General features: G+C 60.8%; 24 protein-coding genes (1 of these 24 cut by a window edge). 13 read left to right on the forward strand and 11 right to left on the reverse strand.

The features are described 5' to 3' along the window. From pssA to J3P77_RS18680, 4 genes are all read right to left on the reverse strand, one after another. Positions 1 to 726: the 5' portion of a CDP-diacylglycerol--serine O-phosphatidyltransferase gene (gene pssA / locus J3P77_RS18665; protein ID WP_434678044.1), read on the reverse strand. Its footprint begins 132 nt before the window's first position; the window shows 726 of its 858 coding nt (coding positions 1-726); it begins with the start codon at positions 724 to 726; its stop codon lies beyond the left edge, outside the window. Positions 727 to 871: 145 nt separating this feature from the next. Continuing rightward, positions 872 to 1888, reverse strand: a complete 1017-nt coding sequence (gene ilvC / locus J3P77_RS18670; protein WP_434678045.1) for a ketol-acid reductoisomerase — start codon at positions 1886 to 1888, stop codon at positions 872 to 874. A 47-nt stretch (positions 1889 to 1935) separates the two neighbouring features. After that, on the reverse strand, positions 1936 to 2427 hold the full coding sequence (gene ilvN, locus J3P77_RS18675; RefSeq protein ID WP_434678046.1) for an acetolactate synthase small subunit: 492 nt from the start codon (positions 2425 to 2427) through the stop codon (positions 1936 to 1938). 2 nt (positions 2428 to 2429) lie between these two features. Next, positions 2430 to 4154, reverse strand: coding sequence for an acetolactate synthase 3 large subunit (locus J3P77_RS18680; RefSeq protein WP_434678047.1), 1725 nt, complete (start codon positions 4152 to 4154; stop codon positions 2430 to 2432). Between the two features lie 398 nt (positions 4155 to 4552). Between J3P77_RS18680 and J3P77_RS18685 the strand changes: the two genes are divergently transcribed. Further along, the gene (locus J3P77_RS18685) at positions 4553 to 4981 is read left to right on the forward strand and encodes a DUF4124 domain-containing protein (protein ID WP_434678048.1); all 429 of its coding nucleotides are present in this window, start codon (positions 4553 to 4555) and stop codon (positions 4979 to 4981) included. 13 nt (positions 4982 to 4994) lie between these two features. On the opposite strand, the gene J3P77_RS18690 is transcribed toward J3P77_RS18685, so the two are convergent. From J3P77_RS18690 to mrcB, 3 genes are read right to left on the reverse strand one after another with little or no spacing between them, the layout of a single operon-like run. Continuing rightward, positions 4995 to 5324, reverse strand: a complete 330-nt coding sequence (locus tag J3P77_RS18690; protein WP_434678049.1) for a YqcC family protein — start codon at positions 5322 to 5324, stop codon at positions 4995 to 4997. Next, on the reverse strand, positions 5324 to 6043 hold the full coding sequence (locus J3P77_RS18695) for a tetratricopeptide repeat protein (protein WP_434682069.1): 720 nt from the start codon (positions 6041 to 6043) through the stop codon (positions 5324 to 5326). Before J3P77_RS18695 ends, J3P77_RS18690 begins: the two co-directional genes overlap by 1 nt. 55 nt (positions 6044 to 6098) lie before the next feature. After that, positions 6099 to 8420, reverse strand: coding sequence for a penicillin-binding protein 1B (mrcB, locus tag J3P77_RS18700; protein WP_434678050.1), 2322 nt, complete (start codon positions 8418 to 8420; stop codon positions 6099 to 6101). Between the two features lie 129 nt (positions 8421 to 8549). On the opposite strand from mrcB, the gene J3P77_RS18705 reads away from it, so the two are divergent. Then, positions 8550 to 10091, forward strand: coding sequence for a bifunctional aminoglycoside phosphotransferase/ATP-binding protein (locus J3P77_RS18705; RefSeq protein ID WP_434678051.1), 1542 nt, complete (start codon positions 8550 to 8552; stop codon positions 10089 to 10091). 96 nt (positions 10092 to 10187) lie between these two features. After that, entirely contained in the window at positions 10188 to 10532 is a 345-nt protein-coding gene (locus J3P77_RS18710) for a pentapeptide repeat-containing protein (protein ID WP_434678052.1), read from the forward strand. A gap of 322 nt (positions 10533 to 10854) precedes the next feature. Here J3P77_RS18710 and deoC read toward each other — a convergent pair whose 3' ends face one another. Together deoC and J3P77_RS18720 are read right to left on the reverse strand one after the other, a co-directional pair. Next, complete coding sequence (gene deoC, locus J3P77_RS18715; protein WP_434678053.1) at positions 10855 to 11640, reverse strand: deoxyribose-phosphate aldolase; 786 nt, start codon at positions 11638 to 11640, stop codon at positions 10855 to 10857. 105 nt (positions 11641 to 11745) lie between these two features. Next, positions 11746 to 12390, reverse strand: a complete 645-nt coding sequence (locus J3P77_RS18720; RefSeq protein WP_434678054.1) for a ChaN family lipoprotein — start codon at positions 12388 to 12390, stop codon at positions 11746 to 11748. Positions 12391 to 12657: 267 nt separating this feature from the next. Here J3P77_RS18720 and J3P77_RS18725 point away from each other — a divergent pair, with 267 nt between their 5' ends. Then, the gene (locus J3P77_RS18725; protein WP_434678055.1) at positions 12658 to 12993 is read left to right on the forward strand and encodes a Rieske (2Fe-2S) protein; all 336 of its coding nucleotides are present in this window, start codon (positions 12658 to 12660) and stop codon (positions 12991 to 12993) included. Here J3P77_RS18725 and sfsA read toward each other — a convergent pair. Together sfsA and J3P77_RS18735 are read right to left on the reverse strand one after the other, a co-directional pair. Next, positions 12939 to 13718, reverse strand: a complete 780-nt coding sequence (gene sfsA / locus J3P77_RS18730; protein ID WP_434678056.1) for a DNA/RNA nuclease SfsA — start codon at positions 13716 to 13718, stop codon at positions 12939 to 12941. The two genes, J3P77_RS18725 and sfsA, sit on opposite strands and share 55 nt — an antisense overlap. Continuing rightward, on the reverse strand, positions 13718 to 14890 hold the full coding sequence (locus J3P77_RS18735) for a pyridoxal phosphate-dependent aminotransferase (RefSeq protein WP_434678057.1): 1173 nt from the start codon (positions 14888 to 14890) through the stop codon (positions 13718 to 13720). The genes sfsA and J3P77_RS18735 overlap by 1 nt, the downstream gene beginning before the upstream one ends. A gap of 353 nt (positions 14891 to 15243) precedes the next feature. Between J3P77_RS18735 and dksA the strand changes: the two genes are divergently transcribed. The 9 genes from dksA to panC all read left to right on the forward strand — a co-directional run bounded on the left by dksA (position 15244) and on the right by panC (position 25849). Beyond that, complete coding sequence (gene dksA / locus J3P77_RS18740) at positions 15244 to 15684, forward strand: RNA polymerase-binding protein DksA (protein ID WP_333406299.1); 441 nt, start codon at positions 15244 to 15246, stop codon at positions 15682 to 15684. A gap of 115 nt (positions 15685 to 15799) precedes the next feature. Next, positions 15800 to 16687 (forward strand): tRNA glutamyl-Q(34) synthetase GluQRS, encoded by an 888-nt coding sequence (gluQRS, locus tag J3P77_RS18745; protein WP_434678058.1) that lies wholly within the window; start codon positions 15800 to 15802, stop codon positions 16685 to 16687. 98 nt (positions 16688 to 16785) lie between these two features. Beyond that, positions 16786 to 16962, forward strand: coding sequence for a hypothetical protein (locus tag J3P77_RS18750; protein ID WP_002552060.1), 177 nt, complete (start codon positions 16786 to 16788; stop codon positions 16960 to 16962). Then, a complete protein-coding gene (locus J3P77_RS18755) occupies positions 16952 to 19900 on the forward strand; it encodes a sensor histidine kinase (RefSeq protein WP_434678059.1) in 2949 nt (982 codons plus the stop codon). Before J3P77_RS18750 ends, J3P77_RS18755 begins: the two co-directional genes overlap by 11 nt. A 22-nt stretch (positions 19901 to 19922) precedes the next feature. After that, the gene (locus J3P77_RS18760; RefSeq protein WP_434678060.1) at positions 19923 to 21362 is read left to right on the forward strand and encodes a sigma-54-dependent transcriptional regulator; all 1440 of its coding nucleotides are present in this window, start codon (positions 19923 to 19925) and stop codon (positions 21360 to 21362) included. A gap of 691 nt (positions 21363 to 22053) precedes the next feature. Beyond that, positions 22054 to 23448 carry a polynucleotide adenylyltransferase PcnB gene (locus J3P77_RS18765; RefSeq protein WP_434678061.1) on the forward strand — a complete coding sequence of 465 codons (1395 nt, stop codon included), beginning with the start codon at positions 22054 to 22056 and terminating at the stop codon, positions 23446 to 23448. Between the two features lie 7 nt (positions 23449 to 23455). Next, the gene (gene folK / locus J3P77_RS18770; RefSeq protein ID WP_434682071.1) at positions 23456 to 23941 is read left to right on the forward strand and encodes a 2-amino-4-hydroxy-6-hydroxymethyldihydropteridine diphosphokinase; all 486 of its coding nucleotides are present in this window, start codon (positions 23456 to 23458) and stop codon (positions 23939 to 23941) included. 259 nt (positions 23942 to 24200) lie between these two features. Next, positions 24201 to 25001: a 3-methyl-2-oxobutanoate hydroxymethyltransferase gene (panB, locus tag J3P77_RS18775; protein WP_434678062.1), complete on the forward strand. Its 801-nt coding sequence runs from the start codon at positions 24201 to 24203 to the stop codon at positions 24999 to 25001. Continuing rightward, the gene (gene panC, locus J3P77_RS18780) at positions 24998 to 25849 is read left to right on the forward strand and encodes a pantoate--beta-alanine ligase (protein WP_434678063.1); all 852 of its coding nucleotides are present in this window, start codon (positions 24998 to 25000) and stop codon (positions 25847 to 25849) included. Before panB ends, panC begins: the two co-directional genes overlap by 4 nt. Positions 25850 to 26019: the final 170 nt, after the last annotated feature.

Genomic DNA, 26019 nt, shown 5'->3' on the forward strand with positions numbered 1-26019 from the left:
CAGGATTGCCACGAAAGGGACGCGGCCTCTGAGGTCCAGCTCCTTGAAGCTGTTGTATTTGATGTTGCTGACCATCAGCATGCCCGCTGCTGCAACCAGCAACGCGACCAGGAAAGACAACTTGGAACCCTGGATGCCGAAGTCGCTGAACGCCCAGACAGTACCGGCTACCACGCCTGCGGCCGCCGGGCTGGCGAGGCCGATGAAATAGCGCTTGTCGGCTTTGCCTACCTGAGTATTGAAACGTGCCAGGCGCAACGCAGCGCCTGCTACATAGATGAAGGCGACCATCCAGCCAACCTTGCCCATGTCGCCCAATGCCCAGCCGAAGGCTAGCAGCGCCGGCGCCACGCCAAACGCGACCATGTCAGACAGCGAGTCGTATTCGGCACCGAATGCGCTTTGCGTGTTGGTCATGCGCGCCACGCGCCCGTCGAGACCGTCGAGCACCATCGCAACGAAAATGGCGATGGCGGCAAAGGCGAAATACTTGCTGGCACTCGCGGCGTCGCCCGCACTCATGGCGCTTTGCGCGCTCATCGAGCTGATGATGGAATAAAAGCCGGCAAACAGGTTTGCGGTGGTGAACAGGTTAGGCAGCAGATAGATCCCGCGGTGCCGGACCTTGCGGCCCTCGGCGTCATGGCCTTCTTCTACGTGTTCATCGATCGGCAGCATACTTTCAGCGTCAGAGGCCTTGTTCGGCTCTTCAGGACGTTCGCTCATGGACATTACCTTGCAGCGGTTTGAAAAGAATCGACAGATGTCTGCGGCGAGCATTCGCCGGCAAACGATGCAGCTTTATACCAGAGCCTTGCCCCGGAACGAAAAAACGCGGCCAATTGGCCGCGTTTTTTCGTAAGCAGAAAACTCAGTTCTTGTCTTTGTCGACAATCTTGTTCGCTGCGATCCACGGCATCATCGAGCGCAGTTTCTCGCCGATCACTTCAATGCCGTGCGCGGCGTTGTTACGACGCTTGGCGGTCATCGATGGGTAGCCGGTTGCACCTTCGCTGATGAACATCTTGGCGTACTCGCCGTCCTGGATGCGCTTCAGAGCGTTACGCATGGCCTGACGGGATTCGGCGTTGATGACTTCAGGGCCGGTCACGTACTCGCCGTACTCGGCGTTGTTGGAGATCGAGTAGTTCATGTTGGCGATACCGCCTTCGTACATGAGGTCAACGATCAGCTTCAGTTCATGCAGACACTCGAAGTACGCCATTTCCGGCGCGTAGCCTGCTTCGACCAGTGTCTCGAAGCCAGCCTTGACCAGTTCAACGGTACCGCCGCACAGAACGGCCTGCTCACCGAACAGGTCGGTTTCGGTTTCGTCCTTGAAGGTGGTTTCGATGATGCCGGTACGACCACCGCCAACGCCCGAAGCGTACGACAGAGCGACGTTTTTGGCGTTGCCCGAAGCGTCCTGGTAAACGGCGATCAGGTCAGGAATACCGCCGCCTTTGACGAACTCGGTGCGCACGGTGTGGCCCGGAGCTTTCGGCGCGATCATGATCACGTCCAGATCGGCGCGTGGCACGACCTGGTTGTAGTGGATAGCGAAGCCATGGGAGAAGGCCAGGGTAGCGCCCTGCTTCAGGTTCGGCTCGACTTCGTTCTTGTACAGCTGGGACTGGAATTCGTCCGGGGTCAGGATCATGACCAGGTCGGCGGCAGCGACAGCGCTGGCGACATCAGTGACTTTCAGGCCATGAGCTTCAGCTTTGGCGACAGTTGGCGACCCCTTGCGCAGGCCGACAGTGACATCAACGCCGGAGTCTTTCAGGTTGCACGCCTGTGCGTGACCCTGGGAACCGTAACCGATGATGGCGACTTTCTTGCCCTGGATGATGGAAAGGTCGCAGTCTTTGTCGTAGAAAACTTTCATGGAAATCCCCTGTTATCTCGGCCTTCAGGCCATTATTGCTAAATGGGTCAGATGCTCAGCACTTTGTCGCCACGGGCAATGCCCGTCACGCCACTGCGTACGGTTTCAAGGATAGCGGCGGTGCCGATGGCCTGAATGAAGCTGTCCAGTTTGTCGCTGGTACCGCTCAGTTGAACGGTGTAGACGCTGGCGGTCACGTCGACGATCTGCCCGCGGAAAATATCCGTGGTGCGTTTGATCTCCGCGCGCTGGGCGCCGGTGGCCTTGACCTTGACCAGCATCAGTTCGCGCTCGATGTGAGCACTCTCCGACAGGTCGACCAGCTTGACCACCTCGACAAGCTTGTTGAGATTCTTGGTGATCTGCTCGATGACCTCATCCTGGCCGACGGTGGTCAGCGTCAGACGCGACAGGGTCGGGTCCTCGGTCGGCGCCACGGTCAGGCTTTCGATGTTGTAGTTGCGCTGAGAAAACAGCCCGACGACGCGAGACAACGCACCCGGTTCGTTTTCCAGCAGCAGGGAAATGATGTGCCGCATGATTATGTCCGCTCCGTCTTGCTCAACCACATATCGCGCATGGAGCCGTCCTTGATTTGCATCGGGTAGACGTGCTCGGTGACATCGACCTGAATGTCGATGAATACCAGGCGGTCCTTCATGGCAAAGGCTTCTTCCATTTTCGGCTTCAGGTCCTTGAGGTCGGTGATGCGCATGCCTACATGGCCGTAGGCCTCGACCAGCTTGACGAAGTCAGGCAGCGATTCCATGTAGGAGTGCGAGTGACGGGACCCGTAGCTCATGTCCTGCCACTGGCGAACCATACCCAGCACGCCGTTGTTGAGCAGGATGATCTTCACAGGCAAGTCGTACTGCAGGCAGGTCGACAGTTCCTGGATGTTCATCTGGATGCTGCCCTCGCCCGTCACGCAGGCGACGTCGGCGTCCGGGAAGCTCAGCTTCACGCCCATTGCAGCAGGGAAGCCGAAGCCCATGGTGCCCAGACCACCGGAGTTGATCCAGCGGTTGGGCTTGTTGAAACGGTAGTACTGGGCCGCGAACATCTGGTGCTGACCCACGTCGGAGGTGACATAGGCATCGCCCTTGGTCACTTCACACAGGGTCTCGATTACCGCCTGTGGCTTGATGACGCTGCCATCGCCGCGGTTATAGGGGAACAGGTCGCCACCGGCACGCCACTCGTCGATCTGCTTCCACCAGGCTGAGACGTACTCCGGATTCGGGGTCTCGCCGATATCCTTGAGGGTAGCGACCATTTCGGTCAGCACGCTTTCAACCGGCCCCACAATAGGCACGTCAGCCTTGATGGTCTTGGAGATAGAAGCCGGGTCGATGTCGACGTGAATGATCTTGGCATTCGGGCTGAATTTGGCCGCACCGTTGATGACGCGGTCATCGAAGCGGGCGCCCACGGCGAGAATTACGTCAGTGGCATGCATCGCCTGGTTGGCGGTGTAGCTGCCGTGCATGCCCAGCATGCCGACGAACTGGCGATCGGTGCCGGGATAACCACCGAGCCCCATCAGCGTATTGGTGACGGGTGCGTTCAGCATCTGAGCCAGCTCGGTCAGTTGTGCCGAACCGTTGCCCATCACGACTCCGCCGCCCGCATAGATGATCGGCCGTTTGGCCGCGAGCAGCATTTCCACCGCCTTGCGGATCTGGCCGGAATGACCGCGCACCGCCGGGCTGTAGGAACGCAGCTTGGCTTTCTTGGGGAAGACGTACTCGAACTTTTCAGCCGGGTTGGTCATGTCCTTCGGAATATCCACGACCACCGGACCGGGACGCCCGGACTGCGCCAGATAGAACGCTTTCTTCAGGACTTCGGGAATTTCCGACGCGTGCTTGATCATGAAGCTGTGCTTCACGATCGGCCGCGAGATACCGATCATGTCGGTTTCCTGGAAGGCATCGGTGCCCACCAGAGTGCTGGCAACCTGACCCGACAGGACAACCATTGGGATCGAATCCATGTAAGCGGTGGCGATACCGGTGATGGCGTTGGTGGCACCGGGACCCGAGGTCACCAGGACCACGCCGGCCTTGCCTGTAGCGCGGGCGTAACCGTCGGCCATATGTGTGGCGGCCTGCTCGTGGCGAACCAGAATGTGGTTTACGGCAGGTTCTTTGAACAGCGCGTCGTAGACATGCAGAAGGGCACCACCCGGGTACCCGTAAATGTACTTAACGCCTTCGTCACGCAGGAAGCGGACGACCATTTCAGCGCCAGATAAAAGCTCCACGTTGTTCACCTCTAAAACGCCAGAATACCGCCCATCCGGGGCGGGTCTTGATAGGTTTTACTGCCAAGCAGAGCATGAGCGACGGTGGTCGCCGACTACGTCAGCACTGACTGAGCAAGTATTGGGATGTCCCTGAGTGTTGCGGAACATTCCCACCCAGCGCGAGGTAACGCGTTGCGGGTGTTACAGGTCGGCGCGGGTGTGCGCCTCATGATCTACTGAGAGAGTCTGCTTCTGGCAGTCCTTCTACAGCGAACTTTGGATTGTTGTGATTCGCCTCCCTCAAGTCAAGTCATCGTTGCGCTTTCTTCCTACCAACCTGACCTTGCGCCCCGCTTCGGACGCCGTCGCGGCGATATGATAGTTTTCGCGATGCATAGACATTTCAAGGAAACAGCATGCGCTGGATGATCCTCATGGCCGCGCTGTCGATGGCAGCAGGTGCGACTCAGGCAGCTCCGATCTACAAATGGGTGGATGCCCAGGGCGTCACCCATTTCGACGCACAACCGCCTGCCGGCCAGCAGGCACAGGAAATCAATGTGCAGAAGCCCCCACCGCCCGCCTCTGCTTCTCCCGCACCCGCAGCGGACATCGATGGGGACGCGCAGCAACGCAGCATCGATGCCAAGGTCAAGAGTCAGATCAAAAGCCAGGAAGCCCGACGAGCCGAAAATTGCGAGCGGCTCCGCACCAACCTTGCTCAATTGCAGAACAACCCGCGAGTGCGTGAAGAGACGGAGAATGGAAGCCGACGCCTGACGGAAGAAGACCGCAAGGCGCGGGTAGAAGAAACGCAGACGGCCATCAGCGAGCATTGCAGCTGACGGCCGTCGGTATTCAGCGGACCTCGGCGATCAGCTGGTCGAACCGAGCCAGATGCTGTTGCAGCAGCCGGGCCTCGGCCTGACGTCCGGCGTAGACCATCTCGGCCATTTCCAGAATCCCGGACGCGTTAGGCAACGGCAGATCCTGCTCAAGGATGATCTTCATTCGCGGCAGGAAAATCCATTGCAGCCACTGCGCGAACTCCAGAGTGTCCACGCAGAAAGGCTCCACGCTGGACAATGCATGCTCGTCGGGCGGCAGGGCATCCCACCAGCCCAGCGCTCTCAGCTCGCGCTCGATCAGCAGCAACTGTTCGGCGACCTCGGGAAAACGCCGGTCCATCAGGAGCTGGCCCCGGCTTTCTGGCGGGCCAGCGCGGCACCGGCCGAGTCACCCTGCTTCTCGCGGGACTGAGCGATCAGTTCCCACAGGCTTGCCTGCAGGCTGGCACGTCCGTTGGCGTAAGTCAGGCCACGACGCGCGAGCTGTTCCGCCTGAGCCGCGTCACCCTGGGCCAGGCGAACCTGGGCCAGACGGTAAAGCACCTGCGGTTCGCGAGGTGCCACGCGCTGCGCGCGCTCAAGGCTGGATGATGCGCCGTTGAGGTCGCCGCCGCTCTGCTGTTGCTGAGCAGTGGTCAGCAACGCCAGAACCGGACCGTCCAGCTGCTCATCTGCCGACAACCCGCCGCCGCTCGATGGAATGCCGCTTGGCGCCGAGGCAGCCGGGGCGCTGTAGGTGCCACTGTTGACCGGGGCCGTGTTGATCGGAGCAGTGTTGATTGGGGCGGTGTTGATCGGCGCTGTATCGATCGGCGGCGTATCGACGCTGAATCCGGACTGTGCGGCAGGCGTATAGACCTGGCTCGACTGACCGGCACCAGGCACCATCACCACTACGCCGGAATCCTGCGGCACGGCCTGAGGCTGCTGGGCCTGCACGGTGCTGGCCCGGCTCGCCCCGCTGCGCGACGCAGAGACACGCTCACTATTGGACACTTTGGAGCTCGAATCCACGACCGGGATCGAGCCACGTTGAACACTGGCGCAGCCGTTAAGCAAAGCCAGCGCCGTTAAAGCCGGAATCCACCATCTAGTCACTTCAAACCCTCATCGCTTAGTTCAACCACCCTTTGACCCAGTCCATCACCTCGGTAGCAGGTGCCGGGCCGCCGCCGCAGGTCGCGCCGGGCTGGGGTTCACTGCCGCGAATATACGGCATCTGTACCGCGTTCGGGCAGCTGGCGTCGGAGCCTTGCCCGGTCTGCGCATCGACCCATGCCTGCACCACGTTGTCGGGCAGGGCCATATCGAGTGGCAACGGATCGGCCTTGCGCATGAAACTGGTCCAGACCTGCAGCGCACCGCTGGCACCGGTGAATGGCGTCTTGCCGTTGTCGTCACGCCCCATCCACACGACCGCCAGCAGATCCTGGCTGAACCCGGCGAACCAGCTGTCGCGCGAGTCGTTGCTGGTCCCGGTCTTGCCAGCAAGGTTCAGCGAACCCGGCAGAACGCTGTAGACCGACTTGGCCGTCCCTTCACGCATCACTCGCTGCATCGCGTTCTGCACAAGGTAGATCGCCCCCGGATCGAAACGCTGCTCGATCTGGAACGGATAGCGTTTGAGCGGCTCGCCCTCGGCGGTAAGCACGCTGCGAATGCCGCGCATCGGTGTATTGAAGCCACCGCTGGCGATCGTCTGGTACATGGTCGCCACTTCCATCGGGGTCAGACCGCCCGCGCCCAGCAGCATCGACGGGAACTGCGGCCATTCGCGACTTACGCCGAGTTTCTTGAGCGTCTTGAAAACATTGGGCAGGCCCAGATCCAGCCCCAGCTTGGCGGTCGACAGGTTGTAGGAATGCGCCAAGCCCTGGTACAGGAAGACATTGCCGTGCGACCTGCGGTCGTAATTCTGCGGTTTCCAGATCTGGCCGTCGGCACCCTTGACCTGGAACGGCTGGTCGGCGACCCAACTGGTCAGTGTGTACTGGCTCGGGCGCTCCAGCGCGGTCAGATAGATGGCCGGCTTGACCAGCGAGCCAATCGGGCGCACGGCGTCGATGGCGCGGTTGAAGCCGGCGAATCCTGCCTGACGGCTGCCCAGCAGTGCCTGCACTTCACCGGTTTCAGGGTTGGTCACGACCATGGCAGCCTCGACTTCGTCTGCGCCCTTGCGCCCGGACAACCGCTTGAAGGTGTCATCCATGGCCGCCTGGGACTTCATTTGCAGGATCGGATCGAAGCTGGTGAAGATACGCAGACCTTCTTCAGTCAAGTCTTCGTCGCGATAGTCTTCACGCAGCTGACGCTTGACCAGATCGAGGAAGCCCGGGAACGAGGTATCGGCCAGACTGCCGGTGCGCGTCACGCCCAATGGCATCTTCTTGGCGGCTGCGACGACTTCCGCGGTCGCCACGCCTTGTTGCTCCAGCAGATCGAGAACGAGGTTGCGTCGTTCAAGCGCGCGTTCCGGATTACGACGCGGGTTGTAATAGGATGGCCCCTTGACCAGCCCAACGAGCATCGCCACCTGATGGATCTTCAGTTCCGACAACGGCTGGCTGAAGAAATACTGGCTGGCCAGACCGAAACCGTGAACGGCCCGCTGACCATCCTGGCCCACGAAGACTTCGTTGAGGTACGCCTCCAGAATCTCCTGTTTGCTGTAATGCAGCTCCAGCAGCATCGACATCATGGCTTCGGTGAGCTTGCGGGTCAGGCTGCGTTCGTTGGTCAGGTAGAAGTTCTTGACCAACTGCTGAGTCAGCGTACTGCCGCCCTGACGCATCTGCCCCTGGGAGGTGTTGACCCAGATCGCACGCGCGATCGACTTGGGCGACACACCCCAGTGGCTGTAGAAGTCGCGGTCTTCGACCGTTACCAGCGCTTCCAGCAGGTACGGCGGTGCCTGATCCAGCTTGATCAGGATGCGGTCTTCGAGGTTCTTCGGATAAAGCCCGCCGATCAACAGCGGCTCAAGCCGGGCCACGGCCAGCTTGGCACCATTGGCGGACGACAGCTGGGCAACGTAATCGCCGGAAAACCGTACCCGGATCTGTTGCGCGGCGTCGGTGCCTTCATAGAACTGGAAGCCACGGGTATTGAGGTCCACGGTATTGCCGTTGACCGCGGCCGCGCCCGGACCGTTGGCCACGCTCTCACGTCGGTAGCCCAGGGCATCGAGTTCGATCAGAAAGTCGTCGCGGCTCAGCTTCTGCCCGACAAACAGTTCCAGCGGTCGTGCATACACCTTGGCGGGAATCATCCAGCGCTTGCCGGAGAATTTTTCCTGAACCACGGCGTCGAGGTAAACCGCCAGGCCGGCGAGGATCACCAGGCCGACAATACCGAGTTTCAGCCCCCAGCCCAGCCATTTGCGCAGGCCGCCGGAGGGTTGTTTTTTTGCTTTGCGAGGAGTGCGGGATCGAGTCATGGCGGCGGATTATACGCACTTTGCAAGCGATCGACAGACGCCCGGGCCTGCGGTTTGCAGCGCTGCGCCGAGCGGCCATAATGGCGACCTTGCGCAACTCCATTTCCACTCATTCTTGAAGGATCGTCCGTGAGCCAGTCACTGATCGCAGCCCTGCAGAACCCGGCCCTCTTCCCCCACCCCGTGGAGGGTTTCCAGGTCATCGAGACGCACATCTCGTGGGTCCTGCTCACCGGCCCGTACGTTTACAAGTTCAAGAAACCGGTCAACTTCGGCTTTCTGGATTTCTCTACCCTTGAGGCTCGTCAGCATTTTTGTCAGGAAGAGCTGCGCCTGAACCAGCGGTTGACTCAGGACCTGTATCTGGAAGTCATTCCGGTGACCGGTTCGGCCGAAGCGCCGCAACTGGGTGGCACAGGCGAGGTCATCGAGTATGCCTTGAAGATGCGTCAGTTCCCGCAGGACGGCCTGCTCAGTACCCTGCAGGCCAACGGCGAACTGACCACCGCTCACATCGACCAGCTGGCGCGCCAGATCGCCGATTTCCACATCGAAGCGCCGCGTGTCACCTCGGAAAACGAACTGGGCTCGCCTGACAGCGTCATGGCTCCGGTCCTGCAGAACTTCGAGCAGATTCGGCCACTGATCAGCGAAGCATCTGACCTGTCGCAGCTCGAAGCATTACAAGCCTGGGCGGAGTCGAGCTTCGAGCGCCTCAAGCCGCTTTTCGCCCAGCGCAAGGCCGACGGTTTCATTCGCGAATGCCACGGCGATATCCACCTGGGCAACGCAACCCTCATCGACGGCAAAGTGGTGTTGTTCGACTGCATCGAATTCAACGAGCCGTTCCGCATGACCGACGTGTACGCCGACATCGGTTTCCTTGCCATGGATCTTGAAGACCGTGGGCTCAAATCGCTGTCTCGCCGGCTTATCAGCCAGTATCTGGAACTGACCGGCGACTATCAGGGCCTGGAACTGCTGAATTTCTACAAGGCCTATCGCGCCATGGTGCGCGCCAAGATCGCGCTGTTCAGCCTCGCTGCCGACGCGGACGGTGTGCAGCGCGCGGCCACCCTGCGTCAGTATCGCAACTACGCGAATCTGGCCGAGAGCTACAGCGCGATTCCGTCGCGTTTTCTGGTCATCACTCACGGCGTATCGGCAGTCGGCAAGAGTCACGTGGCCATGCGTCTGGTGGAATCTCTGGGCGCTGTGCGTCTGCGTTCGGATATCGAGCGTAAACGTCTGTTTGCCGGTCAAGACGGCGAATCGCTGTACGGCTCGCAGGCCAGCGAAGCGACTTATGCACGCCTGAACGAGCTGGCAAGCCAGGCGTTGCGCGCCGGGTTTCCGGTCGTGATAGACGCCACCTACCTCAAACGCGAACAGCGGGAGGCGGCCGCGCAGGTTGCTGAAACCACCGGCGTGCCGTTTCTGATTCTCGATTGCGAAGCGCCGCAGGCGGTGATCGCTGGCTGGCTGGAACAACGCCAGACGCAGAACAACGATCCTTCCGACGCAACCCTCGAAGTCATTGAGGCACAGCAGGCCAGTCGCGAACCGCTGAGCGCCGAAGAAGTCCTGCGCAGCAAGCGTGTGGAAACCAACGTCAGCAGCGATCTGGACAACCTGATCGACAATCTGCGCCAGCGTCTTCCCGGACTGTGACGCGGTCGTCGAGCCGTTGGGCAGATGATGCTTCCCGGCTCGACAGTGGTGGCGATATACTGGCGCCATAAATCCAACGCAACTCAAGAGGCCGCTATGAGCCAGCCCAAACAAATCGACTCACCGCTGTACATGCTGCTGCGCAAGGATGACGTCGAAGGCTTCAATCAGGAGAAGCCGCGGACCGGCACCATCGACATGGTCGGCGGCGACTTCCGGGGTCTGGATCTACGAAATCTGGATACCACCGGTATCGACTTCACCGATGCCTACTTCCGTTCGGCAGACCTGCGCGGCCTGGACCTGCGCAACACGCCGATGGAAGGCGCGAGCATCGCCCATGCGCAAATCTCCGGTGCTTACTTCCCGGCAGAACTCTCGGCGGACGAGATTCTGATGTCCGTGAACTTCGGCACTCGCCTGCGCTACCGCACCCGCTGAAACGCTGATGCCAGCCAGCATGCGCAACGCATGCAGGCTGGCATCGGATGCTTGCCCTTCCGTAACCCCCTCCATCTTCAAACATTCACACCAGGGCAGCCTTCAACAATCCGGGGCGCATGTCTGCGTGCGAAATTCATATCGGAAAAGCCTGTTGACTTACAAATGAGAATCGTTATGATTATCACATCCGGTCGCAAGACTGGCCGATATTCGAAAGACCTTGGTTCGGACTCTCGAAATATCTCCTCATCAGGCTAATCACGGTTTTTGACCCGGCTTTTTGCCGGGTCTTTTTTTGCCCGGCGCAAAGCAAACAGCTTCAGTAACCGCCATATCCGGACGCCTCTATCACGCCCAGTCGCGTCAGCAGGTCGTCCAGCAGACTGGAAGCGCCCAGCCGCACGCGCTCGGGCTTGACCCATTGCGGGCCGAAACGGCTACGCGCCAGGTCCATGAACGCCTGAGCGTCCTGCAGCGCGCGAATACCGCCAGCCACTTTGAACCCCACCTGCCCGCCGACTTCTGCAATGGATTCGAGCATGATCCGCGCCGCCTGCGGAGTTGCATGACCAGCGCTTTTGCCGGTGCCGGTTTTGATGAAGTCGGCACCCGACTGAATGACGCTGCGGCACGCGTGGCGAATGATCTGCGGGTCTCGCAGCTCGCCGGTTTCCAGGGTCACGGTCAGGTTGACGTTACGGGTACAGGCGGCCTTGACCGCTTCGACCAGCTCGACACCGGTCTGCTGATCGCCTGTCAGCAATGTCCGATAGGGGTAAACCAGATCGATCTCGTCCGCGCCGGCATTTATCGACGCCCGCACCTCGGAAACCGCAGAACTTATGTTCGATCCGCCGTAGGGAAAATTCACTACCGCCACAACGCGAAGGTCGCGCGCCTGCTGCCGATCAAGAAGTGTGCGGGCCAGGCACACAAATCGTGGGTAGACACAGACCGCGGCTACCGGCCCCAGCGGTGTCACTGCTCGTCGGCATACGCCGGCTACCCGTTGCTCGGTTTCATCATGGTTGAGTATGAAAAGCTCCAACAGGCCGAGTGCCTGAAGCGCCAGTTGGTCTTGGTTTGATGTTGTCGTTCCGCTCATGAGTGTCCGCTCTGAATAACCTGAGCGGACAATAAACGAGGCCGTTGCCGAAGAATCCCGCCCGCTGCAATGAGAGAGATGGACTACATCAAGACAGGAACAATCCTAACGTGACAGGGGGTCGGACAGCGCCGCGGTGTACCAGACATAGTCGGCGGCGCCCGGTTCGATCACCTCGCCGTGCTGCGCCAGAAGCAGGACCACCGGAGCTCGGGTCGCATCGAGCTCCATCATATGCAGCGGTACGCCGGTGGCCTGGCGCACCAGTTCGCTTCTGGCAAACAGCGTCGCCGGAACGGGCGCGGCCAGCAGGCTCCGGGCCATGTGCCGGGCACGCTGCCGCGAGGCCTCTGGTGTCGGAGCGCCTTCCGGACCGCCTTCAACGGCATCCAGACCAGCGGCGAGCAACGGGCAGGACTGCGACAGCGCAAAACGCATCACCGGGCCGTACACAGACCAGTCCCAATGCGAGCGCCATTGCAGGGCCGCAGGCAGATCCGCGGGATACTTTGCGGCGCGGATATCGGCATGAGCGGCGTCGATGCTCGCCTGTTGCGCAGCGGCCAGCACTTCGAACAGCAGGCTGCCTTGAGGACGGCGATCGCTCAGCACCTGCAAAAGCCACAACTGCAAAGCCTGGTGATCGGGGTTACCGTGCTGCTCGCCCACCAGAACATAGGGGGCGGTCGCCAGGCGTTCGGCAAGCTGCCGGGCAGTCATTACCTGCCCACTCTCGATATTACGAATCATGCCTAAGTCCAAATGCTCGCGCCAAACCGGGGTTCCGCCAAGTCTGTATATTCAGCAACGCAGGCGGCCCTTGGCGAGCGACGAGCAGTGACAATGCAGCGATCCGGGAAGGGATGCCACAGAGTCCTTTCTCTATGAACGTCTGAACGCCCATGGAAAAAAACCGTAATGACGGCGGCTTTTGCCTGGATGACCAGGTGCGCCGTAACGCCATACGCCTCCATTGACGATTTTTTATATCCAAAGGTCAAGCCCTACGGAGGCTTCTTGAAATTTCTCTGTACCTCTTCTCACCTTCCAGACGCCCGAAGTCGAGGCTTTGTGCTGGGCGAGCACAACCTGCTGGCCGTACGTCGCGAAGGCAGAGTCTTCGTCTACAACAACCGCTGTCCACACCGCAGAGTCCCTCTGGAGTGGGAGCCTGATCAATTTCTGGACAGCAGTGCCAGCCTGATCCGCTGCGCTACACACGGTGCGCTGTTTCTGATCGAAAACGGCGAATGCGTGGCCGGCCCCTGCGAAGGGCAGTCACTGCGCGCCGTGCCTTGTCAGGAGACCGACGGTGCAATCTGGGTCAGCCTGCCGGACGAGGACAGCGCATGATCACTCCCACCGCTGGTCGCCCACACCACTTGCAGACGGCGGTCGATGCAAATCTCTAGCGGCGTAAGCCGTACGCCATACGCCAGAACCTGCACCCCGGCGGCAATCGCTTCCAGGAGCGCGGCGGCGTAGACCGGGTCGACTTCCTGGGCGGGACGCACAGCCTGCACACCGGTCAGCCCCACGCAGTACAGCAGCACTGCGCGCACGCCATCCCGGGACAATGCCGCCAGCTCTCGCAAATGCCGTGCGCCTCGCTGCGTGACGGCATCCGGAAAGGCTGCAACGGTCGAGTCATCGAAGCCCAGTGTCACGCTCTTCACTTCAAGATAAAGATGCCCTTCGGGATATTCGAGCCGGAAATCCACGCGACTTTTCTCCTGTCCGTAAGGCACCTCGCGCTTGAGCGACGTAAAGCCCTGGAGTTCGGTGATCACACCGGCATGCAAGGCCTCCTCGACCAGCGCGTTGGCGCGTGCGGTGTTAATGCAGGCGAGCCGCCCCTGCGGTGTTTCGCTGATTTCCCACGTGCCGGGCAGCTTGCGCTTCGGATCGCTGGAGCGGCTGAACCACACGCGCCCGCCCGGCATCATGCAGTTGAGCATCGAGCCGGTGTTGGGGCAGTGGATGGTCAGGCGCTCACCGCTATCGGTTTCGATATCCGCCAGGAAACGTTTGTAACGCTGCAGCAGGCGACCTTGTTCAAGTTCGGGGAAAAAGCGCATCAGGCTTGCCAGCTACGCAGACCACGGGCAATCCGTGTGACCGCCTCCTCAAGACGCGGCAGGCTCTGGGTGTAGGCGAAACGCACGTGGTGGCTGGCCTGGTAATGGCCGAAATCCAGCCCTGGCGTGATCGCCACGTGTTCGGTTTCAAGAAAATGACGGCAAAAAGCAAAAGCGTCACCGCCGAAGGCGCTGATGTCGGCATAGAGATAAAAGGCGCCTTCCGGTTCCACGGCGATCCCGAAACCCAGTTCGCGCAACGCTGGCAGCAAAAAATCACGCCGACGGGCAAACTCGGCACGCCGCTGTTCGAAGATTTCCAGAGTCTGAGGCTCGAAACATGCCAGCGCGGCATGTTGCGCCATGCTCGGCGCGCTGATGTAGAGGTTCTGGGCCAGTTTCTCCAGATCCGCGACTGCACCTTGCGGCGCGACCAGCCAGCCGAGGCGCCATCCGGTCATGCCGAAATACTTCGAGAAACTGTTCAGCACGAAGGCATCGTTATCGACTTCGAGCACGCTGCTGGCGTCGATGCCGTAAGTCAGGCCGTGATAAATCTCGTCCACCACCAGATGCCCGCTGCGCGCTTTAAGCGCGTGGGATAACGCGGCCAGTTCCTCACGGTGCAGCAGCATGCCGGTCGGGTTGGCCGGCGAGGCGACCAGCGCGCCTACGCTATCCGCGTCCCAATGCTGCGCCACTAACTCGGGGGTCAACTGGTAGCGCTCCTGAGGCCCGATCGGCACCAGCTTCGCCGAGGCCTCGACCAGCCGCAGAAAATGCCGGTTGCACGGATAACCCGGGTCAGCCAGCAGCCAGTGTTTGCCGGGGTCCACCAGGAGACTGCTGGCCAATAAAAGCGCACCTGAACCACCTGGCGTGACGAGGATGCGCTCGGCATCGATATCGAGCCCGTAACGTTGCGCATAGAAACCGGCAATGGCCTGGCGCAGTTGCGGCAGACCGCGCGCCGCGGTGTAGCGCGTCTTGCCGTCTGCCAGTGCGGCCTGCCCGGCTGCAACGATGGGCGCGGCGGTGGTGAAATCGGGCTCGCCGATTTCCAGATGAATGACGTCATGCCCAGCGGCCTGTAACTCATTAGCCCGCGCCAGCAGCGCCATGACGTGAAACGGTTCGATAGCGCGACTGCGCGCACTGTAGAGCTGGGCCATGGGTGTTCCTTCAGATAAACGCGATTGCTACTAAACGACAGCGCCTGATTCTACCCAACCCGCGCACCCGCGCTAAGCAAAATGACGCCACAAGTCCTGCCCGGCGACCCTGGCAAAACAGCCCGAAAAAGAAGGTTACGACGACGGGTTTTCGGCAGAGTTCATTCAAACGAATGCACTTTTCATAAAGCGCGTATACAGTGGCTGGATAGCGGCCATGCGCTCGACAACCGGGAGTAGCGCACTCCGATTTGATCTGGTAAGTTCGCCCGCTTGCAGCTGCAGGGCCGACGGGTGTCGGTGATGGAACAATCCTGCGCAATAGATTAGAAGAGTGAGAGGCGGTCCTATACATGCCCACCCAAGAGAAGCAACAGAATCATCTAATCAGCGGCTTTGAACCCTACGTGGAAACGAAGGGCGAAGAGTACATGGGCGAGCCCATGCGCGCGCACTTCACCAAGATCCTGAACAAGTGGAAACAGGACTTGATGCAAGAGGTCGACCGCACGGTAGACCACATGAAGGACGAAGCGGCAAACTTCCCCGACCCGGCAGACCGTGCCAGTCAGGAAGAAGAATTCAGCCTCGAACTGCGTGCCCGTGACCGCGAGCGCAAGTTGATCAAGAAGATCGACAAGACGCTGCAACTGATCCTCGACGAAGAATACGGCTGGTGTGAATCCTGTGGCGTCGAAATCGGCATTCGCCGGCTCGAAGCACGCCCTACCGCCGATCTCTGCATCGACTGCAAGACACTGGCGGAAATCAAGGAAAAGCAGGTCGGCAAGTAATCTGCCTGCGCCTCGAACAAAAAGACGCCTCGGCGTCTTTTTTGTTTTCCGGTCGACGACTCCGGTTCAAGCCGCAGCTTGCCGGTAAAAGCCTGGCACCAGTAACATCCCCGCCATGAAAAATCCTGCCTATATCGGGCGCTTTGCGCCGACACCCAGTGGCTACCTGCATTTCGGTTCGTTGGTCGCGGCGCTGGCGTCGTATCTCGACGCGCGCGCCGTGGGCGGAAAATGGCTGATGCGCATGGAAGACCTCGATCCACCCCGCGAGGTAGCTGGCGCGCAGGCGGCGATTCTTCAGACGCTGGAGAGCTACGGATTCGAATGGGACGGCGAACTGGTCCGCCAGAGCGAACGCCATGACGCCTACGCCGAAATTCTTAATCGCTGGCTGAACCACGGCCTCGCGTATGCGTGCACGTGCTCACGTAAACAGCTGGAAGATTATCAGGGCGTGTACCCGGGCTTCTGTCGCGACGCGGGGCACAGCTGGGAAAACGCGGCGATCCGCATCCGGGTGCCGGAGCTCAGCTATAGCTTCGAAGACCGCGTGCAAGGCGCTTTCACCATGCACCTGGGTCGTGAAAGCGGCGACTTCGTTATCCGTCGCCGGGACGGTCTGTACGCCTACCAGTTGGCGGTGGTGATCGACGATGCGTGGCAAGGCGTTACCGATATCGTGCGCGGGGCCGACCTGCTGGATTCGACGCCTCGTCAGCTGTATCTGCAGGAATTGCTCGGCGTAGCCCAACCGCGCTATCTGCATGTGCCGTTGATCACTCAACCGGACGGACACAAGCTCGGCAAGTCCTACCGCTCGCCTCCCTTGCCGGCGGATCAGGCAACTCCGCTGCTGCTTCGCGCACTGCGCGCTCTGGGCCAACACGCCGGACCGGAACTGGCATGGGCCAGCGCCGCCGAGGTCTTGAAGTGGGGAGTGGAACATTGGGACCCGACATCGATACCTCGCGTGCCGACCCTTGAAGAAGCCCGGATAGACTGATCCAGAGCGGTCGGCGAAAACTCATACATAAGGCTACTTGCAGCCGGCCCGGCATCCGTTACCATGCCGCTCCTCATCTACCCGCGCAGGGAGACCGGATGTACATATACCGATTGGTTTTGCTCCTGGTGGTAGGCATCTATCTGTTTTCCCCGGCCATCATGGACTGGTGGATCGATGCGACCGGCGCCTGGTACCGACCTTACATGCTATGGCTGATCCTGATCGTGGTGACGTTCATCCTGCAAAGCCAGCGAGACGCCGATGAGCTTTAGCCTGACGCAGATGCTGCTGGTCAGCGCCGCCTATCTGCTGGTGCTGTTCGGCGTAGCGTGGATCAGCGAGCGCGGAGTGATCCCGCGCTGGATCATCCGTCACCCGCTGACCTACACCCTTTCTCTGGGCGTGTACGCAAGTGCCTGGGCGTTCTATGGAACGGTCAGCCTGGCCTACCAGTACGGCTACGGATTTCTGTCCAGCTACCTCGGTGTATCCGGCGCCTTCCTGCTGGCGCCGGTGCTGCTCTACCCGATTCTGAAGATCACACGCACCTATCAGCTGTCATCATTGGCCGACCTGTTCGCGTTCCGTTTTCGCAGCACCTGGGCCGGAGCGCTGACCACCGTCTTCATGTTGATCGGCGTGTTGCCGCTGCTCGCGCTGCAGATCCAGGCGGTCGCCGACTCGATTGGCATTCTGACCCGCGAGCCCGTGCAGGATCGGGTCGCCGTCGCGTTTTGCGCATTGATCACGCTGTTCACGATCTTCTTCGGTTCGCGCCATATCGCCACCCGTGAAAAACATGAAGGTCTGGTGTTCGCGATTGCCTTCGAGTCGGTCATCAAACTGGTCGCGCTGGGCGGCGTCGGGTTTTACGCGCTCTACGGCGTTTTCGATGGCCCTCAGAACCTGGAGCTGTGGCTGCTGCAAAACCAGACCGCCCTTGCCTCGCTGCATGCTCCGTTGCAGGAAGGGCCGTGGCGGACACTGCTGCTGGTGTTCTTCGCTTCCGCGATCGTGATGCCGCACATGTATCACATGACTTTCACCGAAAATCTCAACCCGCGCTCGCTGGTCAGCGCCAGTTGGGGCCTGCCGCTGTTTCTGTTACTGATCAGTCTGGCGGTGCCGCTGATCCTGTGGGCCGGGCTCAAGATGGGCGCCACCACCAGCCCGGAATACTTCACGCTCGGCATCGGCATCGCTGCCGGCAGCAAATCATTGGCCTTGCTGGCCTATATCGGCGGGCTGTCGGCCGCCAGCGGGTTGATCATCGTCACCACTCTCGCGCTGTCGGGCATGGCGCTCAACCACCTGGTTCTGCCGCTGTACCAGCCGCCCGCCGAGGGCAATATCTATCGCTGGTTGAAGTGGACCCGACGGGGCCTGATCGTGGCGATCATCGCCGCCGGCTATGGCTTCTACCTGATGCTTGGCGCCCAGCAGGATCTGGCCAATCTCGGCATCGTCGCGTTCGTCGCCACGTTACAGTTCCTGCCAGGGGTGCTTTCGGTACTCTACTGGCCGACCGCCAACCGCCGAGGCTTTGTTGCCGGCCTGCTGGCGGGTATCGCGGTCTGGGTCGTGGGCATGCTGTTGCCGCTGATCGGCAATCTGCAGGCCTTCTACATCCCGCTGCTCAACACTATCTATGTGCTGGACGATACCAGCTGGCACATGGCGGCCATCGCCTCGCTCGCCGCCAACGTGTTGCTGTTTACCCTGGTCTCGCTGTTCACCAACGCCAGCCCTGAAGAGGTCAGCGCCGCGGAAGCCTGCGCGGTGGACAACGTACGCCGCCCGCAGCGCCGCGAGCTGCATGCCGTGTCGCCTCAAGAGTTCGCCACGCAACTGGCCAAGCCGCTGGGTGCCAAGGCGGCGCAAAAAGAAGTGGAACAGGCGCTGCGTGACCTCTATCTGCCGTTCGACGAGCGCCGCCCATACGCCTTGCGTCGCCTGCGCGACCGCATCGAAGCCAACCTTTCAGGGCTGATGGGCCCGAGCGTCGCCCAGGACATGGTCGAAACCTTTCTGCCGTACAAATCCGGCGGCGAAAAGTACGTGACCGAGGACATCCACTTTATTGAAAGCCGGCTTGAAGACTATCACTCGCGGCTCACGGGCCTTGCCGCCGAGCTCGATGCGTTGCGTCGTTACCACCGACAGACCTTGCAGGAATTGCCGATGGGCGTGTGCTCGCTGGCCAAGGATCAGGAAATCCTGATGTGGAACCGGGCGATGGAAGAGCTCACCGGCGTCGCCGCGCAGCGCGTTGTGGGCTCGCGCCTGGAAACCATTCCCGAACCCTGGAAAGGCCTGCTGACCGCGTTCATCTATGAACCGGATGAGCACTTGCACAAGCAGCGACTGGGCCTGGATGGCCAGACACGCTGGCTCAACCTGCACAAGGCGGCCATCGACGAGCCACTGGCGCCCGGCAACAGCGGTCTGGTAGTGCTGGTCGAGGACCTGACCGAAACCCAGATGCTGGAAGACAAGCTTGTCCATTCGGAACGCCTGGCAAGCATCGGCCGTCTCGCGGCGGGCGTCGCCCACGAGATCGGCAACCCGATCACCGGCATCGCGTGCCTTGCCCAGAACCTGCGCGAAGAGCGTGAGGAAGACGGCGAACTCAAGGAAATCAGCAGCCAGATACTCGAACAGACCAAGCGAGTGTCGCGTATCGTGCAATCGCTGATGAGCTTCGCCCATGCCGGAGCGCACCAGAATTCCGATGAAGCCGTCTGTCTGGCCGAAGTTGCCCAGGATGCGATCGGTCTGCTGGCATTGAACCGGCGCAACTTCGAGGTGCAGTTCTACAACCTGTGCAATCCGGACCATTGGGTCGATGGCGACCCGCAACGTCTGGCGCAAGTCCTGATCAATCTGCTCTCCAACGCCCGCGACGCCTCGGTGGCGGGCGGTGCGGTACGGGTCAAGAGCGAAGCCTCCGAACACACTGTGGACCTGATCGTCGAGGACGAAGGCAGTGGCATTCCCAAAGCAATCATGGACCGATTGTTCGAGCCGTTCTTCACCACCAAGGAGCCCGGTGAAGGAACCGGACTAGGCCTCGCACTGGTCTATTCCATCGTTGAAGAGCATTATGGACAAATCACCATCGACAGCCCGGTCGACGCCGAGCAGCAGCGCGGCACCCGTATCAGGGTAACCTTGCCGCGCCATGTCGAAGCGACGTCCACCGCGAACTGAGACCGTCGAGAGAACTGAATCAATGCCGCATATTTTGATCGTCGAAGACGAAACCATCATCCGATCAGCCCTGCGTCGCCTGCTTGAACGCAATCAGTATGAAGTCAGTGAAGCCGGCTCGGTTCAAGAGGCTCAGGAGCGTTTCAGCATCCCGTCGTTTGACATGATCGTCAGCGACCTGCGCTTGCCCGGTGCTCCCGGCACCGAGCTGATCAAGCTCGGCGAAGGCAAGCCGGTGCTGATCATGACCAGTTACGCCAGCCTGCGTTCGGCCGTGGACTCGATGAAGATGGGTGCGGTGGATTACATCGCCAAACCCTTTGACCACGACGAAATGCTCCAGGCTGTCGCGCGCATCCTGCGTGACCGGCAAACCGTGCAGAGCCTGCAGGCCGAACGCAGCGCGCTGGCCAGCAAGGCCGGCGGCTCGGACAAGGGAGCGTCGAACGCCAACGGCGAGATCGGCATCATCGGTTCCTGTCCGCCGATGCTCGATCTCTACAGCAAGATCCGCAAGGTAGCCCCCACCGATTCCAACGTTCTGGTTCAAGGTGAATCCGGCACCGGCAAGGAGCTGGTCGCCAGGGCGCTGCACAACCTGTCGCGTCGCGCCAAGGCGCCGATGATTTCGGTGAACTGCGCGGCGATCCCTGAATCGTTGATCGAGTCCGAGCTTTTCGGTCACGAGAAAGGCGCATTCACCGGCGCCAGCGCAGGCCGCGCGGGGTTGGTGGAAGCGGCGGACGGCGGCACGCTGTTCCTGGACGAAATCGGCGAGTTGCCGCTCGAAGCACAGGCGCGTCTGTTGCGCGTCCTGCAAGAGGGCGAAATCCGCAGGGTTGGCTCGGTGCAATCGCAGAAAGTCGATGTACGCCTGATCGCCGCCACTCACCGCGACCTGAAAACCCTGGCCAAGAACGGTGAGTTCCGCGAAGACCTCTACTACCGCCTTCACGTCATTGCCCTGAAGCTGCCGGCGTTGCGTGAACGCGGCAGCGACGTCATCGAAATTGCCCGCGCGTTCCTGGCCCGCCAGAGCGCCAGGGTCGGCCGCACCGATCTGAAATTCGGCCCGGACGCCGAACAGGCGATCCGTCATTACAGCTGGCCGGGCAACGTTCGTGAGCTGGAGAACGCGGTCGAGCGCGCAGTCATTCTGTGTGAGAACCCGGAAATTACGGCTGACCTGCTGGGCATCGACATCGAGCTCGACGGCTTGAACGACGACGAGTACATGGGCCTGGCTCCGCTGCCCAATGCCTCGAATGCAAACTCCAGCAATCACGAGCCTAGCGAAGACCTGTCACTGGAAGATTACTTCCAGCATTTCGTACTCGAACACCAGGACCACATGACCGAGACCGAGCTGGCACGCAAACTGGGCGTCAGCCGTAAATGTCTGTGGGAACGCCGCCAGCGTCTGGGCATCCCTCGACGCAAAGGCGTGGCCAACGAGACCTGAAGCCTTGCGAAGGCTCTGGCTCGCGGTGCGCAGGCCGGTTCGAAAACTGTTACCGCTACAGATTCACGTAACAAAAGCCGGGGCATGCGGTAACGTATCCTCGGCTTTTTTTGCGCCATCAAAAAGCCATGAAAGCCTTTAAAGCCGCGGTTTCCAAGGGTTTTCAAAAGTTGGCACAGGTCCTGCTATATCTCAGGTACAAGAAGAACAATAAGCCGTACGACACTCACAATAAAAATAAGACGAATCGACTCACGCATAACAAGAACAAGACGGCGGAGGCGCAGCTAACTGATTCTTTTGGAGAGGAGTTGTATTTGGGGCTTGCCCCGCAACCAGGCCGAGATCAATAAAAACTACCCTGAGGTAGCGCCTGAACTGGTTGGATCGAATGATCATTGCAACGCAGCGACCAAAGCAATCCGTTTGCTCTTGACTCTCGATTGAGAGGTTTCACAGACGAAGGTCTCGTGAATGGGCATTCAACAAAAATAAAAAGCCCGAACAGACAATAAGAATAAAGAGCACGCACTTTGGGGGAGCTTCGGCTCCCTCGGTAGCTTATCCCCCCTTTCGTTTCGCCTCCTCGCTTCAGCGTCCTACACCATTCCCTGACTAAATGCTAGAATCCCCGCCCACCATGCGGTCATTCTCCATTTTTGGCCGAATATTCCTTCAAACAGTGCATCCCATGCTGAAGAAGCTGTTCCAGTCATTCCGGTCTCCGCTGCGTAAACCGCAGCAACACACGCGCACTACGCCTGAAGTGCTCAACGCCAGCCAGCATTCGCTGCAGCGAGGCCAGTTCAGCCGCTATGCCGTCAATATCGTCGAGCGTCTGCAGAACGCTGGCTACCAGGCCTACCTGGTGGGCGGGTGCGTCCGCGACCTGCTGTTGAACATCGAACCCAAGGATTTCGACGTCGCGACCAGCGCCACGCCGGAGCAGGTTCGCGCTGAATTCCGCAATGCCCGGATCATCGGTCGACGCTTCAAGCTTGTGCATATCCACTTCGGTCGCGAAATCATCGAAGTCGCCACCTTCCGCGCCAATCATCCCGAGGATGACGAGGAAGAAGACAGCAACCAGTCGTCGCGCAACGAAAGCGGCCGCATCCTGCGTGACAACGTGTATGGCACGCTCGAAGACGACGCCCAGCGTCGCGACTTCACGATCAACGCGCTGTATTACGATCCGGTCAGCGAGCGCATTCTCGATTATGCGAATGGCGTGCACGACATCCGCAATCGCCTGATTCGTCTGATCGGCGACCCGGAGCAACGTTACAAGGAAGACCCGGTGCGCATGCTGCGCGCCGTGCGTTTCGCCGCCAAGCTGGACTTCGGCATCGAGAAGCACAGCGCACTGCCGATCCGGCCGCTGGCTCCCATGCTGCGCGATATTCCTTCAGCTCGTCTGTTCGAAGAAGTGCTCAAGCTGTTTCTGTCCGGTCATGCCGAGCCGACCTTTGAAATGCTGGTGGACCTGGAGCTCTTCGAGCCGCTGTTCCCCGCAACCTCCAAGGCGCTGGAATACAACCCGACTTACACGCACACGCTGGTCAGCCAGGCGCTGATCAACACCGACCTGCGTATCAAGCAAGGCAAGCCGGTCACCCCGGCGTTCCTGTTTGCCGCCCTGCTGTGGCCAGCGCTACCCGCCAAGGTCCTGCGCTTGCAGGAGCGTGGCATGCCACCAATCGCGGCCATGCACGAAGCGGCACACGAGCTGATCATCGAGCAGTGCCAGCGCATCGCGATCCCTAAACGTTTCACCATGCCGATCCGCGAGATCTGGGACATGCAGGAACGTCTGCCACGCCGCTCCGGCAAGCGCGCCGACCAGTTGCTGGACAACCCGCGCTTCCGCGCCGGCTACGACTTCCTGTTGCTGCGCGAAACCGCTGGCGAGCAGACCGATGGCCTGGGCGACTGGTGGACCGAGTATCAGGAATGCAATGACAGCGAACGTCGCGAGATGATTCGCGACCTGAGCAACAAGCCTGAAGCGACCGGCACCGGCCCGCGCAAGCGTCGTCGCAGTAGTGGTGCCAAGCGCAAGCGTAGCGGTGCGCAGAGTGAGTGAGACGGCAATCGAGCGCGTCTACATTGGGCTTGGCAGCAACCTCGCTGATCCGGCCGAGCAACTGCGTAGCGCACTGAAGGCGCTGTCCCGCCTGCCGCACAGCGAGCTGGCGGGTGTTTCCTCGTTCTATGTCAGCGATTCCCTGTTGCCCGGCCAGCCGCGCTTCACCAATGCGGTGGCGGCGCTCGACACTGCGCTGACGCCCCTGGCTTTGCTCGACGCCTTGCAGTCCATCGAACTGGACCAGGGTCGCGAGCGTCACGAACGCTGGGGCCCGCGCACGCTGGACCTCGATATCCTGCTGTTCGGCGAACGCGTCATCGACGAGCCTCGACTCAAAGTGCCCCACTACCACATGCAGGCCAGAGCCTTCGTGCTGTACCCGCTGGCGGAACTGGCACCCGGCCTGCGACTGGCCGACGGTCGCGAGCTGAACCGGCTGCTGGCCGACTGCCCGTTCGTGGGCCTTGAGCGGCTGGCCGCTCCGGCCTGAATGATCCTGTCACCCGATACCTGCCGTTGTAACCGGCGAGGCAAACGGGTAACACCCGCAATTGACTTCACGCCCCCTCCTCACGAAGATAGGCCTCCCGCCGCCAACCCGTTGGTGAATGGGCGCGAAACAGGCCTTTGCGAAACACCGCGCCACGACGGTGTGCCTGCTTTTCAGGATGACTCTCACGCGTTGCTTTGAGGCTCTGTTGCAGTTTGACGACAGCCCTGGGTTCACAGCGCCTGATGGAGGACTTTACATGCCGGATACAACCGTTACGTCGCTGCTGGCCCTCAAGCAGAAAGGTGAAAAGATCACCATGCTGACCTGTTACGACGCGACTTTCGCCCACACCGCCAGCCAGGCGGGTGTCGAAGTGCTGCTGGTCGGCGATTCGCTGGGCATGGTCCTGCAGGGTCACGACAGCACCCTCCCGGTCACCACCGCTGAAATGGCCTATCACGTTGCCTGCGTCAAACGCGGCAATCAGGGTGCGCTGATTCTCGCGGACCTGCCGTTCATGGCCAACGCCACTCTGGACCAGACCTACGTCAACAGCGCTACGTTGATGCAGGCCGGCGCGCACATGGTCAAGGTCGAAGGCGCGGCGTGGCTGGCAGAGTCCATACGCCTGCTCGCCGAGCGCGGGATTCCGGTATGCGCGCACATGGGCCTGACACCTCAGTCGGTCAACGTGCTGGGCGGTTACAAGGTTCAGGGGCGTCTTGAAGGCCAGGCGCGACAGATGCGTGCCGACGCCATTGCCCTGGAGCAGGCCGGTGCCGCGATGATTCTGCTGGAATGTGTGCCCAGCGAACTGGCCGAGGAAATCACACAGGCGGTCAAAGTCCCGGTGATCGGCATCGGCGCAGGCAGTGCAACCGACGGCCAGGTGCTGGTTCTGCACGACATGCTGGGGCTTTCGCTGAGCGGCCGGGTACCCAAGTTCGTGAAAAATTTCATGGTCGGCCAGCCGGACATCCCGTCGGCCATCCAGGCGTACGTCCGCGCAGTGAAGGACGTGAGCTTCCCGGCAACTGAACACGGATTCTCGGCATGAACACAGTAAAAACCGTACTCGACCTGCGCGCAGCCGTTGCCCGCGCGCGCAGCGAAGGCAAGCGGATCGGACTGACGCCCACCATGGGCAACCTGCACAGCGGCCACGTTGCGCTGGTTTCCAAGGCAGTGCAGCGCGCGGACTTCGTGGTAGCGACCATCTTTGTCAATCCGTTGCAGTTCGGTCCCAACGAAGACCTGGCGACCTACCCGCGCACTCTGGCCGCGGACCAGGAAAAACTGCTGCAGGCCGGCTGCCATCTGCTGTTCACCCCGACTGTCGAGGAAATGTACCCTCACGGCATGGCCGACCAGACCCTGGTCAGCGTTCCGCACCTGTCCGAAGGTCTGTGCGGTGCCAGCCGCCCCGGCCATTTCGATGGCGTCGCAACCGTGGTCAGCAAGCTATTCAATATGGTCCAGCCCGACCTTGCGGTATTTGGCGAGAAGGACTTCCAGCAGTTGGCGGTCATTCGCGCGATGGTTCGCGACCTGAACATGCCGATCAAGATCATCGGCGAGCCGACCGTACGTGCCGTCGACGGTCTGGCGCTGTCCTCGCGCAACGGGTATCTGAGCCCTGAACAACGCGCTGCCGCGCCTGCGCTATACCGCGTCATCAGTCAGATCGGCACGGCAATTCGCGCGGGCCAGCAGGATTTCGTGCGTCTTCTGGAAGACGGCAGACGCGAGCTGGAAGCCGCGGGTTTCCGTATCGACTATCTTGAAATCCGCGACGCCACCAGCCTGCGCCCAGCCACCGCAGAGAATTCGGATCTGGTGATTCTGGCCGCAGCGTTCATGGGCAAGACACGGTTGATCGACAATCTGCACCTGAACGCCGAATAAGTCAGGAGCGCGGTCGGCTTGCACAGCGGCCGCATCCCGGACCGGACTGCAACGTGGCCGCATTGTGGCCACATTATGCCTATGCTGTGCTCGGTGCCGGTGCCCGTACGGCTATCCGGCGCGGAGCGCACAGGCACTGAACTAAGCCACACCTGCAATGCCATATCGGT

The sequence above is a fragment of the Pseudomonas sp. R1-18 genome (assembly GCF_051132095.1).
In the GTDB taxonomy this organism is placed as follows: domain Bacteria; phylum Pseudomonadota; class Gammaproteobacteria; order Pseudomonadales; family Pseudomonadaceae; genus Aquipseudomonas.

Bases quoted from the DNA above. Each gene is read 5' to 3' on its own strand.
- ilvC (WP_434678045.1), bottom strand. From the start codon at position 1,888: ATGAAAGTTTTCTACGACAAAGACTGCGACCTTTCCATCATCCAGGGC.
- ilvN (WP_434678046.1), bottom strand. From the start codon at position 2,427: ATGCGGCACATCATTTCCCTGCTGCTGGAAAACGAACCGGGTGCGTTG.
- J3P77_RS18685 (WP_434678048.1), top strand. From the start codon at position 4,553: ATGCGCTGGATGATCCTCATGGCCGCGCTGTCGATGGCAGCAGGTGCG.
- J3P77_RS18690 (WP_434678049.1), bottom strand. From the start codon at position 5,324: ATGGACCGGCGTTTTCCCGAGGTCGCCGAACAGTTGCTGCTGATCGAG.
- mrcB (WP_434678050.1), bottom strand. From the start codon at position 8,420: ATGACTCGATCCCGCACTCCTCGCAAAGCAAAAAAACAACCCTCCGGC.
- J3P77_RS18710 (WP_434678052.1), top strand. From the start codon at position 10,188: ATGAGCCAGCCCAAACAAATCGACTCACCGCTGTACATGCTGCTGCGC.
- deoC (WP_434678053.1), bottom strand. From the start codon at position 11,640: ATGAGCGGAACGACAACATCAAACCAAGACCAACTGGCGCTTCAGGCA.
- J3P77_RS18720 (WP_434678054.1), bottom strand. From the start codon at position 12,390: ATGATTCGTAATATCGAGAGTGGGCAGGTAATGACTGCCCGGCAGCTT.
- sfsA (WP_434678056.1), bottom strand. From the start codon at position 13,718: ATGCGCTTTTTCCCCGAACTTGAACAAGGTCGCCTGCTGCAGCGTTAC.
- J3P77_RS18735 (WP_434678057.1), bottom strand. From the start codon at position 14,890: ATGGCCCAGCTCTACAGTGCGCGCAGTCGCGCTATCGAACCGTTTCAC.
- dksA (WP_333406299.1), top strand. From the start codon at position 15,244: ATGCCCACCCAAGAGAAGCAACAGAATCATCTAATCAGCGGCTTTGAA.
- gluQRS (WP_434678058.1), top strand. From the start codon at position 15,800: ATGAAAAATCCTGCCTATATCGGGCGCTTTGCGCCGACACCCAGTGGC.
- J3P77_RS18750 (WP_002552060.1), top strand. From the start codon at position 16,786: ATGTACATATACCGATTGGTTTTGCTCCTGGTGGTAGGCATCTATCTG.
- J3P77_RS18755 (WP_434678059.1), top strand. From the start codon at position 16,952: ATGAGCTTTAGCCTGACGCAGATGCTGCTGGTCAGCGCCGCCTATCTG.
- J3P77_RS18760 (WP_434678060.1), top strand. From the start codon at position 19,923: ATGCCGCATATTTTGATCGTCGAAGACGAAACCATCATCCGATCAGCC.
- J3P77_RS18765 (WP_434678061.1), top strand. From the start codon at position 22,054: ATGCTGAAGAAGCTGTTCCAGTCATTCCGGTCTCCGCTGCGTAAACCG.
- panB (WP_434678062.1), top strand. From the start codon at position 24,201: ATGCCGGATACAACCGTTACGTCGCTGCTGGCCCTCAAGCAGAAAGGT.
- panC (WP_434678063.1), top strand. From the start codon at position 24,998: ATGAACACAGTAAAAACCGTACTCGACCTGCGCGCAGCCGTTGCCCGC.